Source organism: Metabacillus sediminilitoris, from assembly GCF_009720625.1.
Taxonomy (GTDB): domain Bacteria; phylum Bacillota; class Bacilli; order Bacillales; family Bacillaceae; genus Metabacillus; species Metabacillus sediminilitoris.
The window spans coordinates 4,161,156-4,176,526 of record NZ_CP046266.1 but is presented as its reverse complement, the minus strand read 5'-3'; the positions used below and the strand labels follow the sequence as shown (position 1 = coordinate 4,176,526).

Genomic DNA, 15,371 nt, shown 5'->3' with positions numbered 1-15,371 from the left:
AATAAGGAGGATACATATGAGAAATTTACAATCAGCCCAAGTACGTCAAATGTATTTGGACTTCTTTAAAGAGAAAGGCCATGCAGTTGAACCAAGTGCATCACTTGTACCACATGAAGATCCTACATTGCTATGGATTAATAGTGGTGTAGCCACTTTAAAAAAATATTTTGATGGACGGGTTATACCTGATAATCCAAGAATTTGTAACGCACAAAAATCTATTCGAACAAATGATATTGAAAATGTAGGTAAAACGGCAAGACATCATACATTTTTTGAAATGCTTGGAAACTTTTCAATTGGAGACTATTTCAAAGTAGAAGCAATTGAGTGGGCATGGGAATTTTTAACGAGTGAAAAGTGGATTGGCTTTGAACCAGAAAAATTATCAGTCACGATTCATCCAGAAGACAATGAAGCTTTCGATATTTGGAAAGATAAAATTGGCATTCCAGAGGAGCGTATAATCCGTTTAGAAGGAAACTTCTGGGATATCGGTGAAGGTCCTAGTGGACCAAACACAGAGATTTTTTATGATCGTGGTGATGAATACGGCAATGATCAAGAGGATCCTGAGTTATATCCCGGCGGTGAAAATGACCGCTATTTAGAAGTGTGGAATCTTGTATTTTCACAATTCAATCATAACCCAGACGGTACCTATACACCGCTTCCTAAGAAAAATATCGATACAGGAATGGGTCTTGAGCGTATGGTCTCTGTTATTCAAGACGTACCTACGAATTTTGATACAGATCTTTTCATTCCAATCATACGTGCAACAGAGCAAATTGCAAATGTTGGTTATCGACAAGATAAAGACAAAGATATTGCGTTTAAAGTAATTGCCGATCATGTCCGTACTGTAAGCTTTGCAATCAGCGATGGAGCACTTCCTTCAAATGAAGGTCGCGGGTATGTTTTAAGAAGACTTTTAAGAAGAGCAGTACGTTATGCAAAACAAATTAATATCAATCGTCCTTTTATGTATGAATTAGTACCAGTAGTAGCGGAGATAATGGTTGATTTTTATCCTGAAATCAAATCAAAAACTGAGTTTATTCAAAAGGTAATCAAAAATGAAGAAGAACGCTTCCATGAAACATTGAACGATGGATTAGCGATCCTTAGTGAAGTTATCAATGTACAAAAAGAAAAAGGACAAAATGTTATTCCAGGTGAAGATGTATTCCGATTATACGACACATATGGTTTCCCAATTGAACTAACGGAAGAGTATGCTGAAGAGGAAGGCATGACAGTTGATCATGAAGGCTTTGAACAAGAAATGGAAAGACAACGTGACCGCGCTCGTGCGGCGATTCAAAAAGTTGATTCCATGCAGGTTCAAGGTGGTGTGTTAGGTGAAATTAAGGATAAAAGCGATTTTGTTGGTTATAATCAGTTAACAGTGAACAATGCTGAAGTTGTTGTTTTAATAAAGGATGGAGAAATGATTAAGGAAGCAAGCGCTGGTGATGAAGTACAGCTAATTCTTGATAAAACACCATTCTATGCTGAGAGCGGTGGACAAATTGCAGATGAAGGTGTGCTAACAAGCGAAAAAGCGCAAGTACGAGTAAAAGATGTCCAAAAGGCTCCTAATGGACAAAACCTTCACAATGTCATAGTAGAAAGCGGAATACTTCAAGCAGGTGATCGCTTTACTGCTATCGTTTCAGAAGAAAATCGCAATGGTATCGTAAAAAATCATACCGCAACACATTTATTGCATCAGGCATTAAAAGATGTGCTCGGTACCCATGTAAATCAAGCAGGATCTTTAGTAACAGCTGACCGTCTTCGTTTTGACTTCTCTCATTTTGGACAAGTTAGTCATGAAGAATTAACACAAATTGAACATATTGTAAATGAACAAATTTGGAAGAATATTGATGTTGCTATTGGGCTGAAATCGCTTAAAGAAGCGAAGGATATGGGAGCAATGGCTCTCTTTGGTGAAAAATACGGTGAAATTGTTCGTGTTGTACAAGTTGGTAATTATAGTTTAGAACTTTGTGGAGGATGTCATGTTGATAACACTGCAACAATTGGTCTTTTCAAAATTGTAACTGAAACTGGAATTGGTGCAGGTACAAGAAGGATTGAAGCAGTAACTGGGAAAGCAGCTTATCAAATGATCAATGGTCAACTTGAAAAACTTCAAGAGGCAGCATCATTATTAAAAGCAAATCCTAAGGATCTTGTGACAAGAATTGATAGCTTATTACTTGACTATCGTGAACTTCAACGAGAAAATGAATCATTAACTGCAAAGCTAGGAAATCTTGAAGCAAACAGTATTGTTGATAAGGCAGTTAAGGTTAATGGTGTAACGGTTCTTGCTACAAAAGTAAATGCAAAAGATATGAATAGTTTACGGGGAATGATGGATGACTTGAAAGACAAACTTCAATCAGCTATTGTTGTACTTGGTTCATCAGAGGATAATAAAGTTAACCTAGTTGCAGGTGTGACAAAAGATCTTGTTGAAAAGGGATACCACGCTGGAAAATTAATTAAGGAAGTTGCAGAACGTTGTGGCGGAAAAGGCGGCGGTCGTCCTGAGATGGCTCAAGCAGGAGCAAAAAATCCTGAAAAACTGACAGAAGCACTAAAGTTTGTCGAAGAATGGGTTGAATCCGTTTTATAATTCATAAAAGTAGTGTAAAATGTAGGTAAGCTTTGACAAGCGGATTCTTTTTAGAATCTGAGAAAGAGGTGCGATGGTGAGCTCATTTGACAAAACGATGAAATTTAATTTCTCTGATGAATCGGTTGAAACAAATGTAAATGAGGTTTTGTATACCGTTTACGATGCGTTACAAGAAAAAGGCTATAACCCAATCAATCAGATTGTTGGCTATTTGCTGTCTGGTGATCCGGCCTATATTCCACGTCATCGTGATGCAAGGAATTTAATTCGCAAACTGGAAAGAGATGAATTAATTGAGGAGTTAGTTAAATCCTACCTAGAAAAACGATCTTTATAGATTTGTGATAAGTGGGATCCAACCTTTTTCCTACATTCAATAATACTTTTGGTGCATACTATCATAAAAAGGGTATGATGGCACTGCACTATTGGGTAAAACTTATTTTGGCATTCTGTTTTGGAAAGGTAGAGTGGGGTTCAACCTTTCCTTTAAAACAAAAATATTTGTGAGGCAAAACATGCGTATATTAGGTTTAGATTTAGGCTCGAAAACACTTGGTGTAGCAATAAGTGACGAGTTGGGTTGGACAGCCCAAGGAATTGAAACAATAAAAATTAACGAGGAAAACCGAGATTATAACCTAAAAAGGCTTTCTGAAATCATTCATGAACATGGTGTAGAAAAGATCGTACTTGGAATGCCCAAAAATATGAATGGAACAATCGGGCCAAGGGCTGAAGCAAGTCAGAAATTTGCTGAGATGTTAACAAAAAAATATCAACTTCCAGTCATTCTTTGGGACGAACGTCTAACAACAATGGCAGCGGAACGAATGCTAATTTCTGCGGATGTTAGCCGAAAGAAAAGAAAACAAGTGATTGATAAAATGGCTGCTGTCATGATTTTACAAGGATATTTGGACAGCTTAAATTAATATTGATCTGTGAAGATCTATGAAGATCTATGAGGCTGCGTTTAGTCTTGCCTTTAAAAAATATAAGAGGTGAACAATATGGAACATGGTGAAAAGCAAATTACAGTTATTGATGAAAACGGAAATGAGCAGCTTTGTGAGGTATTATTTACGTTTGAATCAGAAGAGTTTAAGAAATCTTACGTTCTTTATTACCCATTGGGTGCAGAAGAAGACGATAGCGAAGAAATTGAAATTCATGCTTCAAGCTTTAATGCGAATGCGGATGGTGAAGACGGTGAGCTAGAGCCTATCGAAACTGAAGAAGAATGGGATTTAATTGAAGAAATGTTAAATACATTCCTTGATGAAGAAGAACAAGAATAAAGTGAGACTTCTATTAGAGCGGGATTACTGCCCAGTCTTGTGGGATAAATAGAAATCTAAGATGCAAAAAAGAATTTTTTCTTTTTTGCATCTTTTTTTTAGGCTCTTTTCTAAGAGATTGTTGTTTTTAAAACGAAAACTATTTAAGGTTGATTGGAGCAGATTGCGAGACTCCTGCTTAGAGCAGCGGGACAGGTGAGACTCATGCAGGCGTTTACGCCGAGGAGGCTCACCGCCCGCCCCGCGGAAAGCGAGCATCTGGAGAGGAAATCAACCACACCGCATTACTTGGTAAAAAGCAACAAAGTATGCGAAAAGAGCCTTTTTTATGAAATAGGATGATTGATAAATTGGTAAAATTGCAATAATAACAAGAAATATGGCTTAAATAAAAGAGAAAGTTTGAAATTCCTTAAGAGACCTACAAAAATTGCCGAAAAAGAAAGAACATTGTAGTATAATAGTTGGGATGAGAGGAGGAAACGTATGTCTGCAGTGGATTCAAACAAGGATGCATTCCGAAAAAAGCTTCTGGAAAAACAAAAAGAGGCAAAGGTAGTTAGAAAAATTGTATTAACTGTTTTTATTATATTAACTATTGTCTTTTCAGGCCTTATTGGAGGCGGTTATCTATATATTAAATCATCTTTAGAGCCAGTAGATCCAGATGATCAAACATTCAAAAATGTGACTGTACCGATTGGTTCTTCTGTTTCCGCGATTTCAAATATTTTAGAAGAGAATGGAATCATTAAAGATGCTCGTGTTTTTAAATATTACATTAAGTTTAAGAATGAATCAGGATTTCAGGCGGGTAATTATCAACTAAGCAAATCGATGACCTTCCAGGATATTATTGAAAGCTTAAAGCAGGGAAAGCTAATGGATGAAGTTGCTTTTCAAATAACCATTCCAGAAGGAAGACAGCTGAAAGAAATAGCGTCAATCGTTTCAAAGAAAACGGATTTTAGTGAAGAGTTAATTTTAGAAAAACTAACAAATAAGACTTTTATTAACGCAATGAGAGCAAAATATCCAGATTTACTAACAAATGATATTTTTGGGAAAAATGTAAATTATGCGCTAGAAGGGTATTTATATCCAGCAACATATCCATTTTATAAAAAGGATCCAACACTTGAGGAAGTTTTGGAACCAATGATTAAAAAAATGAATGATGAGGTTAAAAAGTATATACCTACACTACAGGAGAAGAAAATGAGTGTACATCAGTTTGTGACAATGGCTTCACTGATCGAAGAAGAAGCAACTGACCAAGCTGATCGGGAAAAAATATCAAGTGTGTTTTATAATCGACTCGATCAAAATATGCCATTACAAACAGACCCTACCGTCTTATATGCACTTGGAGAACATAAAGATCGTGTGTTTTACAAAGATCTTGAAGTAGATTCACCGTACAATACCTATAAAAATAAAGGTCTTCCACCTGGACCGATTGCTAGTGCTGGTGAAGTTTCCTTTGCAGCTGCTTTATCACCAGAGAATACAGATTTTCTCTATTTCTTAGCGACAAAAGAAGGAGAAGTTATCTTTACAAAAACGTTAGATGAGCATAATAAGGAAAAGAATAAACATATTACAAACTAAAAAAGGATAACAATTAGGAATAGAATTAACTATTCGCATTCCCTATCTTTTTGTGGTAAAATATATCAAGTTATTATCAGACATCTATTTTAATCATATTTATCTAAGAAAAGAGTTCTCATTCATGAGGCTCTTATTTTTAGGTATATCTTATTTTAAATTATATTGAAATAATATTTTCGACAAATGTACACTATCTGCAGGAGGCAATTATGTTAAATGAAGACGTGCTAACGTATATAGAAAATCTAATACCTGACAGACCACAATATATAAAGCAAATGGAAGATTTTGCTGTCGAACATGATGTGCCAATTATGGAAAAAACAGGTATTGAAGTATTACTTCTTCTTCTTTCTATGCAGAAACCAAAAAAAATACTTGAAATAGGAACGGCTATTGGCTATTCAGCGATTCGAATGGCATTAAAAGTACCAACAACAGAAATTATGACAGTTGAACTTGATGATGTTCGCTATCAACAAGCAAATGAAAATATTATACAAATGGGCCTTCAATCGCGAATTCATACCCTGCATGGCGATGCGCTTGAATTATCAGAAGAAATTCGTAAGAATGGCCCATATGATGCAATATTTATTGATGCCACAAAAGCTAAATATACAAAGTTCTTTGCGTTGTATGAACCAATGCTTACGGAAAACGGCATAATTTATACTGACAATGTATTATTTAAAGGGACTGTTGCTCGTGATCGTTCAGAGTTAAAAACAAGAAGACAACGAACACTAGTTAGAAAGCTTGATGAGTACAATCACTTTTTAACTACATTAACAAATTATGAAACAACCATTATCCCTGTAGGAGATGGGATTGCAGTAACAAAACGCAAATAATGATATCCCCTGCATTGAAAAAAATATTTAACGTACAATTTCATTTTTAACTTATTCGAAAGGGGTTCTAATTGAATGGAAAAGAAGCCCGTTGTAATTGGAGTAGCTGGAGGATCCGGTTCTGGTAAAACGAGTGTAACAAAATCAATTTATGAGCATTTTAAAGGACATTCCATTTTAATGCTTGAACAAGATTATTATTATAAAGATCAAAGTCATATACCATTTGAAGAAAGATTAAATACAAACTATGATCATCCATTAGCATTTGATAACGATTTATTGATCGATCATTTAAAATTATTACTCAATCACGAAAAAATCGAAAAACCTGTGTATGACTACAAATTGCATACTAGGTCCGATGATGTTATAGTTGTTGAACCGAAGGATGTTATTATATTAGAAGGAATTTTGATTTTAGAGGATGACAGGTTACGTGATTTAATGGATATTAAACTTTTTGTAGATACAGATGCTGATATTCGTATCATCCGTCGTATTCTCCGCGACATTAAAGAAAGAGGGCGATCAATTGATTCCGTTATTGAACAATACATTTCAGTTGTACGACCAATGCATAATCAATTTATTGAACCAACTAAACGATACGCAGACATTATTGTTCCAGAAGGTGGCCAAAACCATGTTGCAATTGATTTAATGGTCACAAAAATTCAAACAATTCTTGAACTAAACGCAATTTTGTAATAACATAGCATAGATAAAGTATACTGTGATCATATTATGTATAAGAATAAATTACTTTCATAGCTTTTTTTCAATAGGCATTGCTTAAATGAAGAAGTAAAGGGCACAATGATGTTGCCCTTGCTTTTTTACATACAGCGCTGTCAAATGATGATAAAAGTTGTCTCTTTTCATTGGTCACAGGTTAAAATGAAAAGATGACCAAATGCTTAACATCATATTTAAGGATGTTTTCGGACTATACTTATACATACTTATTTTATAATTAATATTAACGACGGGGAATAGTCTACTAGAAGGAGTGGAACAAACATGGCACAAGAAAAAGTTTTTCCAATGACAAGAGAAGGAAAAGAAAAGCTTGAGCAGGAACTTGAATACTTAAAAACGGTAAAACGTAAAGAGGTAGTTGAAAGAATTAAAATTGCACGAAGCTTTGGTGACCTTTCAGAGAACTCTGAATACGATTCAGCTAAAGAAGAACAAGCATTTGTTGAAGGTCGTATTACAACTTTAGAAAATATGATTCGTAATGCGAAAATTATCGAAAGTGAAGCTGACACAAGTTCAGTATCACTTGGAAGAACTGTGACATTCACTGAATTACCTGATGGTGATGAAGAAACATATACAATTGTTGGTAGTGCAGAAGCAGATCCATTTGAAGGTAAAATTTCAAATGACTCTCCAATTGCAAAAAGCCTTCTTGGCCGTAAAGTTGGAGACGAAGTAACTGTACAAACTCCAGGTGGAGAAATGCTTGTGAAGATTGTGAAAATTAGCTAAACACATGTTTATATAAGGAACACCTCGTCGAAAATGAAGACGAGGTGTTTTTTATGAAGAGAAGGGTAATCATTGTAGGTAGTTTTTTTCTGTTAGCGTTATTTTTTATAATGTTTCGGTTAGCTGATATACAATTGATTCATACAGAATCATTTACTGAAAAGGGGGTAAATCTTGTTCAAGAAAGTGTCAATCAACGAACCCAAGAGGTTGTCATTGACGATGGACGAGGTCGCTTTGAAGATCGTAATGGCCATTCACTTCGAAACCATGCCGAGCCGACACTTGTACTATTTCCTTTTTTGAAAGAGATTACTTGGCCTGTTGAAGATCTTTCTGAAATTGTTGATGTTTCAAGTGAAAAACTAAAACGACTTATTGAAAATACAAAAGAACCACTTGTTCTTTCTAGTGAAGATGGTGTTAAATTATCAAGCTCTGATTTAGAGAAAATTAATCATTTAAGCATTCCTGGTGTGTTCGGAATATATCGCCAATCGCCAATTGAACAATCAATTGGCGAGCATTTGATTGGAATTACTGGTGAGAATGCAGAGGTACTCCGTGAGAAGTACCCCGATAGGCAGGATTTATCGTATAAAACACAAATTGGAATTACTGGATTAGAGGAGACATTTGATGAATTTTTGCTCCCTGATGCAGAAACGAAGCTTCTTTATCATGTCGACGGGGATGGAAATCCTCTTTTTGGGGTTAACGTAAAATATATTGCAGACTCGAATCCTTTTTATCCCATAACGATTAAAACAACCATCGATAAAGACATACAGGAAATGGCTGAAGATGTGTTAAGTGATCAAAAGGTAGACAATGGCGGTCTTGTTTTACTTGATATTGAGACCAATGAAGTATTAGCAATGGTTAGCAAGCCTGATTTAGATCGATCGAATAATAAAACCTTAACAAATTATATGGTACAACCGCTTTTTCCAGGTTCAGTATTTAAAACTGTCATTTCTGCAGCAGCTATTGAATATGGTTTAGATGATGCAACAAGAGAATTCAATTGCAATCTAAATCTATATGGTGAGAATGATGGAGGACAGGATGATGGGATGCTTACATTAGCAAGAAGTTTTGCAAAAAGTTGTAATTATACATTTACAACTTTAGCAGAAGAATTAATGGAAAAGGATCCGAATGTGATCGAGGACACAGCTGAAAAACTTGGATTACTAGGACCCGTTGCTTGGAGCGGAAAGATTTTTCATTATCAAAATTTTAAGCAGCTTCCAGAAGAAAAAATAGGAAGTATTTGGGGAGATGAAAAGGATAAAAATGTGTTGAGAGCCATTGATCAGACTGCTATTGGGCAGAAAGATGTAAAGGTTACTCCTCTTGGTGTTGCTAATATGATGGCAACAATAGCTAGAGGCGGACATAAACAACAAGTGAAAATCGTAGAAAATATATTATATAAAAATGGAACAAATATGTTTTCATTTACGTCTAAATCATTAGAAGGAGAAAAGATATCATCCTATACTGCAGCAAAACTGCAAAAGTTACACCGCTTAGTAGTTACAGATCCTGAAGGAACAGGAAGAAGGTTTCAAAACTCACCACTAGAAGTTTCAGGGAAATCAGGAACCGCTCAAACGGGTAAAAAAAATGATAAAGGGCAAATGCTCTATAATAAATGGTTTGCTGGCTATTTCCCTTCAAAAAATCCAAAATATGCACTTGTAGTCGTTGAGATGGATACAACTAGCGCTGAGGCTGGGACTAATGCAGTATTTTATGATATTGTCGATAAGTTAGCTGAAATGAAAGGGAAGTAAGTCCTATTGTGAAAAAAAGATGGAATAAAAGATGTAAAAGTAGGGTATACACCATTTAGGCTAATAAAATCTTCATAATGAAGGAAGCAGCATTAGAAATAAATTTGTTTATCAATTGTCAAAACATGTCCTTCTTATGATACGATTAACCCAGAAAAGGGAAAGTGGTTAAATTTTAGAAAGATAAAACAACTAGATAGAATGACATTCTAATGCTAGAATAAGACAGAAGGTATGAGGGACAAAGGAGTGTAGGACATTGAGTAATTATCATGTAGACTCTCGCTATGAAAAAAGAGATAAGCGCAGAAAAACAAATATCGTATTAAACATATTAATAGGAGTTGTTGCAGTATTAATACTTGTTATTGGTTCTCAGCTTATTTTTGGTGGAAGTGATGCGGAAAAAACGGCAAAATACAATGAACAACCTGATATAAAGTTAGCAAATGAAGAAAGTAAAGAAGAAACTGATAAAGAGAAAGACGCAGTAAAAGAAAGTGATAAATCCAATGAAGAATTAGATGAAGATGGAAATGGTATTCCTGATGAGGTTGAAAAAACCGAAGAAGAGTCGACCGAAGATCCTTTTGAACAGGCAACAATAACAGAGGGTGAACCTGGTTCTGGAGTAACTGAAACCATTGAAAACCCAGGTTGGTCACCGGTTGGTACATCACAAACAGAGCCTCATTCAGCGAATTATGATAAAGGATCACAAGATTGGGCTGAAATGACAAAAGCTTTAAGCTATGCTACAGGGATTCCTGAATCAGATATGATTATTTGGTTCCTAGGTAACAACGGCTCACCAAATGATGCAGTTGGTACAATCTCACCAAAAGATAAATCTTCAAAATATAAAGTTTATATAACTTGGATCGAAAATGAAGGCTGGAAGCCAACAAAAATTGAAAAGCTTAATTGAGTAATATGTTTAAAGCAGAGGCTTAAAGGGCCTCTGCTTTTTTTAATACCTATAAAATCTCTAAGTCAGTTGGAAAGTGAAAGCTTATCAATTATTCGTAAATGGAAGTATAGAATACTGCATGATAATTTAGTTGTTTTTCCTAGCTTTAATTGATTAAGAATCTTGCACTTTTACAAAAGAATATCGACCTACTCATTTGCTTTAAAGTGGACAACAGCACTATAAAATCTATGACCTTCTTCCGTAACATGCATTTGATGGGATACTGAGTGAACGGATAAAAGAATGGCTTGATTATGTACGATTTGATCATTTATCTTTTTTTCTAACTCTTTAAGTGTTTGAGCCTCAAATAATTCAATTTTATCCTTGATAATATCTAATTGGAAATTCATGTTACACCTCATTTTGATAAAAGTATAATTAATTTTATCGCAGATTAACGGGCAGTAAAAGCAGTTAAATAAAAAGGATGTTTAACTGCCCGTAAAGGCCCGATAAGTCTCGCTGCCCATCAGTGAAAGAACAAAAGCCACTGATGGGAGTCTCGCTTTATCGCAGATTAACGGGCAGTAAAAGCAGTTAAATAAAAAGGATGTTTAACTGCCCGTAAAGGCCCGATAAGTCTCGCTGCCCATCAGTGGGAAGAACAAAAGCCCACTGATGGGAGTCTCGCTATATCGCAGATTAACGGGCAGTAAAAGCAGATAAATAAAAAGGATGTTTAACTGCCCGTAAAGGCCCGATAAGTCTCGCTGCCCATCAGTGGGAAGAACAAAAGCCCACTGATGAGAGTCTCGCTATATCGCAGATTAACGGGCAGTAAAAGCAGATAAATAAAAAGGATGTTTAACTGCCCGTAAAGGCCCGATAAGTCTCGCTGCCCATCAGTGGGAAGAACAAAAGCCCACTGATGAGAGTCTCGCTATATCGCAGATTAACGGGCAGTAAAAGCAGATAAATAAAAAGGATAATAAACTGCCCGTAAAGGCCCGATAAGTCTCGCTGACCATCAGTGGAAGTACAAAAGCCCACTGATGGGAGCCTCGCTATATCGCAGATTAACGGTCAGTAAAAGCCTCTTAAATATGACTTTAATGAAATAAAGAAGGAGTTAAATAAAAAGGATGTTAAACTGCCCGTAAAAGCCCGATAAGTCTCGCTACCCATCAGTGGGAAGAACAATAGCCCACTGATGGGAGTCTCGCTATATCGCAGATTAACGGGCAGTAAAATCTTACTGATAGGAGTTTTGCAAAATGTTAATTGATCAAATCAGTTGGCTGATAAATCTTGCTTTGTGATCATGTAATAGGTACACTTTTAATTGGAGGCTGGAAACATTTATTCAAGCTGAATCGTGTATCGTACATATTTATTTTGGAAAGGGATTGAAAAAATGAAGATTGCAATAATCGGTGCAATGGAAGAAGAAGTAACCATTCTTAGAGATAAGCTAGAAAATCAGGAGCAAGAAGTAATTGCGGGTAGTGAATTTACAAAAGGTATTTATAAAGGTGTAGAAGTTGTTTTATTAAAGTCAGGGATTGGCAAAGTAAATGCAGCATTAAGTACAACATTACTGTTAGATCGTTATAAACCTGATTACGTTATTAATACAGGTTCCGCTGGTGGTTTCCATCCAGCATTAAATGTCGGGGATATTGTTATTTCTACTGAAGTCAGACATAATGATGTGGATGTTACTGCCTTCGGGTATGAATATGGCCAAGTACCGGGATTACCTGCTGCATATATTCCAAATGAAATGCTTGTAAATGTTGCAGAAAAAAAGGCGAATGAAATTCATGATATCCAAGTTGTGAAAGGTTTAATTGTCACAGGGGATTCTTTCTTAAATGATCCAGGAAAAGTTGAGTTTATCCGCAGTAAATTTAAAGACCTTTACGCTGGTGAAATGGAAGCTGCTGCAATTGCACAAGTTTGTCATCAATTTAATGTTCCTTTTGTCATAATCAGAGCTTTATCTGATATTGCAGGAAAAGAATCGAACATTTCATTTGATCAGTTTTTAGATAAAGCTGCAAAACATTCAGCAGATTTAGTGTTGAAGATGGTTGAATCAATCTAGGTGAGTATTTGTTAGGATCGGAAATGAACCGATCCTATTTATGTTAGTGTCATAAGCGATAAACTTCATTTGCATTGTTGGTGAAATTTACATGGTTAATAGTCTCCTAGACTGTGTTAAGGTAAGGATATAAAAAACACAGCTAGTAGGTGGGGAACAATATGAATAAAAAGAAACTACAATCACTTATCTTAGACTTTAAAAACTATGCGTTTATTTTAATGGCTGTAAGTGTGTTCTTATATATTGGCGTTATTTTACCTGATCAAGGAAAAGAAGAAATATACGATATGATTCTTATGATTACAACTGTTTTATTTTTATTAGCGTCATTTGTATGCTTTAAGACATCGTTGAAGTATAAAAAACAGTTAGATAAACATGAAAGCTAACATATAACTTCTACTAAACGGTCCATTTTTGGGTCGTTTTTTTTTGTTTGAAACAAATAATTGTCGGAAAATAAAAACAATAAGAAAATAATCAAAAACTATTTACATAATTGGAAAATGTGGATATAATTACCAAAGAAATAGTAAAATAAAAATAAAGGAGGTCGATGAAGATGAACAAATGTAGATTAGAAAATAAAGTTATGCAAAACTTAAAAATTAAACATCTTCTATTCGACCAATATCGTGTATCATACTTTTTAGACTAATATGTCTTGCTAAGTGTATCCACGCCACAGGTTGATTAGAAAGCTTGTGTCGTTTTATATGAAGTATCTCGTCACAGGCTGCCCTGTGGCGTTTTTTTATACTTAAATTCGATATGTATTTTGGGTAAAAAAGATTTGGCAGCCTGTGTAAGAACAACCTTCGAGGTGCGAAGTACTTAAAGGAGGTGATACACATGACAATCAATCTATTTTTTATTACTTTGACTCTTTCAGTAACTAAGCGGAAAAATTCAAAAGAAGAAATTGAAAAAAATCTAGAAGTACAAAGAAAAATGGAACAATCTAGAGAAAAAGTTTTTAATGAATTTCATAACATGTAATGGTTATGACAAAAATAATAGGAGGCGATGACAATGTTGAAAATTGAATTATTATTACATTTAATTGTGGAGAAGGATACTGCCTAGCTAAACACGGAAAAGAAAAATTCTTTAGACAAAAAGAGAAGAGTGCCCAGCACTCTTCTCTTAGGTTATTCCTTTTTCCGATTACGTTTTTCTTTTTCAGCCCGATAAAATTCATGAAACATCTTCATGAGAGCCCGTTTTTCTATCCGAGAAACATAACTCCTAGAGATCCCTAATTCTTTTGCGATTTCCCGCTGTGTTTTTTCCTTTTTTAGATCAAGACCAAAACGTCCAACGATCACTTCTTTTTCTCTTCCATCCAAAATATCGATGTATTCCTTCACCTTTTCCAGTTCCATATTTAGTTGGATTGTTTCAATGACATCTTCATTTTCAGATTTCAATACATCAATTAAACTAATTTCATTTCCTTCTTTATCTTGACCGATAGGATCATGTAGTGAGACATCCTTCTTTGTTTTCTTAAGAGCTCGTAAGTGCATAAGAATTTCGTTTTCGATACAACGCGCTGCATATGTTGCGAGTTTTGTTCCCTTTCCTTGTGAATAGCTTTCAATTGCTTTAATCAATCCTATAGTACCAATTGAAATAAGATCTTCGGAGTCTTCCCCAGTGTTTTCAAATTTTTTCACGATATGGGCAACGAGTCGCAAATTATGCTCTATTAATAAGTTTCTCGCATACTCATCACCCTCTGACATAAGGTGTAAATATTTCTTCTCATCAGATGCAGACAAAGGCTGTGGGAAGGCATTGTTTTTTACATAAGATACTAAGAAAACTAATTCTTTTACGAAAAAACCTAGTGCTGTTAAGAGACCTGACATACCTCCACCTCCACTTAGACTTTATGTAGGCAAATGCCTATACGTCATGTTTATGTGTGAAGGTGCTGGTTTGTGCCTGTACAGTGAAAGAAGATATCATTCAACAGTATTTTTATATGAAGTTTTAGTGATAGAACCGAAAAGAGGTTATAAGCCTATACGTTTATATGGGAATATACATATTTATATATTAAAAAATAAGGAGGATTGACCCAATGTCTTGCTATTCACCTTATGGTCCAGGACCATACCCATATTATCCAACATACGGAAGTTTAGGTTACGGGTATTGGTATGCATTTATTGTGGTGTTGTTAATTTTGCTGCTCGTAATTGGAGGAGGATACTATTACTATAACCATTATCGTTAAAAGATAAATGAGGCTGACCAACAGGCAGCCTCACATTATTTCTAGTGGTGAGCGTTAACAAATGATATAATAACATTCATTAATTAGTTGATACATATACGTATTACCGGAAATACTAAAAAACAATATCTGTTTAATAAGCTGTATGGGTGTTTTTAGGAATAAAAAAAAGCCGTTAGACGGCGAATAAGTTAAGAAGAAACTTTCAACATATGTCCTAAAGATCTGCGTTTAATTTCCTTTGTGATAAGCTCAATAAATTCGTCATTTAAATTCATTTCTGTAGCTTTAAAATAAGATTCGATTAATAATTCGTCAGAAAGTTTTCGCATCATGATGGCCAAAAATGGCTCAACACCTCCTAACAGTTTTT

17 protein-coding genes are annotated in these 15,371 nt (G+C 35.1%); 14 read left to right on the top strand and 3 right to left on the bottom strand.

Annotated elements, in window-relative coordinates; all coding sequences use genetic code 11:
• The first annotated feature begins 16 nt into the window (after positions 1 to 16).
• From alaS to GMB29_RS20090, 10 genes are all read left to right on the top strand, one after another.
• Positions 17 to 2,656, top strand: coding sequence for an alanine--tRNA ligase (gene alaS / locus GMB29_RS20135; RefSeq protein ID WP_136351886.1), 2,640 nt, complete (start codon positions 17 to 19; stop codon positions 2,654 to 2,656).
• Positions 2,657 to 2,732: 76 nt separating this feature from the next.
• Entirely contained in the window at positions 2,733 to 2,996 is a 264-nt protein-coding gene (locus GMB29_RS20130) for an IreB family regulatory phosphoprotein (RefSeq protein ID WP_136351885.1), read from the top strand.
• A gap of 181 nt (positions 2,997 to 3,177) precedes the next feature.
• A complete protein-coding gene (ruvX, locus tag GMB29_RS20125) occupies positions 3,178 to 3,594 on the top strand; it encodes a Holliday junction resolvase RuvX (RefSeq protein ID WP_136351884.1) in 417 nt (138 codons plus the stop codon).
• A 78-nt stretch (positions 3,595 to 3,672) separates the two neighbouring features.
• Positions 3,673 to 3,960 (top strand): DUF1292 domain-containing protein, encoded by a 288-nt coding sequence (locus tag GMB29_RS20120; RefSeq protein ID WP_136351883.1) that lies wholly within the window; start codon positions 3,673 to 3,675, stop codon positions 3,958 to 3,960.
• A gap of 486 nt (positions 3,961 to 4,446) precedes the next feature.
• Positions 4,447 to 5,571: an endolytic transglycosylase MltG gene (gene mltG, locus GMB29_RS20115; protein WP_136351882.1), complete on the top strand. Its 1,125-nt coding sequence runs from the start codon at positions 4,447 to 4,449 to the stop codon at positions 5,569 to 5,571.
• Between the two features lie 212 nt (positions 5,572 to 5,783).
• Positions 5,784 to 6,428, top strand: coding sequence for an O-methyltransferase (locus tag GMB29_RS20110; protein WP_136351881.1), 645 nt, complete (start codon positions 5,784 to 5,786; stop codon positions 6,426 to 6,428).
• A gap of 75 nt (positions 6,429 to 6,503) precedes the next feature.
• Positions 6,504 to 7,139, top strand: coding sequence for a uridine kinase (gene udk / locus GMB29_RS20105; RefSeq protein ID WP_136351880.1), 636 nt, complete (start codon positions 6,504 to 6,506; stop codon positions 7,137 to 7,139).
• A 312-nt stretch (positions 7,140 to 7,451) separates the two neighbouring features.
• Complete coding sequence (gene greA / locus GMB29_RS20100; RefSeq protein WP_136351879.1) at positions 7,452 to 7,925, top strand: transcription elongation factor GreA; 474 nt, start codon at positions 7,452 to 7,454, stop codon at positions 7,923 to 7,925.
• Between the two features lie 53 nt (positions 7,926 to 7,978).
• Positions 7,979 to 9,727: a peptidoglycan D,D-transpeptidase FtsI family protein gene (locus GMB29_RS20095; protein ID WP_136351878.1), complete on the top strand. Its 1,749-nt coding sequence runs from the start codon at positions 7,979 to 7,981 to the stop codon at positions 9,725 to 9,727.
• Positions 9,728 to 9,986: 259 nt separating this feature from the next.
• The gene (locus GMB29_RS20090) at positions 9,987 to 10,655 is read left to right on the top strand and encodes a YrrS family protein (protein ID WP_136351877.1); all 669 of its coding nucleotides are present in this window, start codon (positions 9,987 to 9,989) and stop codon (positions 10,653 to 10,655) included.
• 191 nt (positions 10,656 to 10,846) lie between these two features.
• Here the strand turns inward: GMB29_RS20090 and GMB29_RS20085 are convergent, their stop codons facing one another.
• The gene (locus GMB29_RS20085) at positions 10,847 to 11,053 is read right to left on the bottom strand and encodes a DUF2536 family protein (RefSeq protein WP_136351876.1); all 207 of its coding nucleotides are present in this window, start codon (positions 11,051 to 11,053) and stop codon (positions 10,847 to 10,849) included.
• Between the two features lie 1,004 nt (positions 11,054 to 12,057).
• Between GMB29_RS20085 and mtnN the strand changes: the two genes are divergently transcribed.
• The 3 genes from mtnN to GMB29_RS20070 all read left to right on the top strand — a co-directional run bounded on the left by mtnN (position 12,058) and on the right by GMB29_RS20070 (position 13,752).
• Entirely contained in the window at positions 12,058 to 12,750 is a 693-nt protein-coding gene (mtnN, locus tag GMB29_RS20080; RefSeq protein ID WP_136353353.1) for a 5'-methylthioadenosine/S-adenosylhomocysteine nucleosidase, read from the top strand.
• A 161-nt stretch (positions 12,751 to 12,911) separates the two neighbouring features.
• The gene (locus GMB29_RS20075; RefSeq protein ID WP_136353352.1) at positions 12,912 to 13,142 is read left to right on the top strand and encodes a YrhC family protein; all 231 of its coding nucleotides are present in this window, start codon (positions 12,912 to 12,914) and stop codon (positions 13,140 to 13,142) included.
• A 463-nt stretch (positions 13,143 to 13,605) separates the two neighbouring features.
• On the top strand, positions 13,606 to 13,752 hold the full coding sequence (locus GMB29_RS20070) for a YrzI family small protein (RefSeq protein WP_136353351.1): 147 nt from the start codon (positions 13,606 to 13,608) through the stop codon (positions 13,750 to 13,752).
• Between the two features lie 152 nt (positions 13,753 to 13,904).
• Here the strand turns inward: GMB29_RS20070 and sigK are convergent, their stop codons facing one another.
• A complete protein-coding gene (gene sigK, locus GMB29_RS20065; RefSeq protein ID WP_136353350.1) occupies positions 13,905 to 14,627 on the bottom strand; it encodes an RNA polymerase sporulation sigma factor SigK in 723 nt (240 codons plus the stop codon).
• A gap of 215 nt (positions 14,628 to 14,842) precedes the next feature.
• On the opposite strand from sigK, the gene GMB29_RS27110 reads away from it, so the two are divergent.
• Positions 14,843 to 14,998 (top strand): hypothetical protein, encoded by a 156-nt coding sequence (locus tag GMB29_RS27110; RefSeq protein ID WP_168733830.1) that lies wholly within the window; start codon positions 14,843 to 14,845, stop codon positions 14,996 to 14,998.
• 191 nt (positions 14,999 to 15,189) lie between these two features.
• Here GMB29_RS27110 and GMB29_RS20060 read toward each other — a convergent pair whose 3' ends face one another.
• The gene (locus tag GMB29_RS20060) at positions 15,190 to 15,330 is read right to left on the bottom strand and encodes a sporulation histidine kinase inhibitor Sda (protein WP_136353391.1); all 141 of its coding nucleotides are present in this window, start codon (positions 15,328 to 15,330) and stop codon (positions 15,190 to 15,192) included.
• Between the last annotated feature and the right edge of the window lie 41 nt (positions 15,331 to 15,371).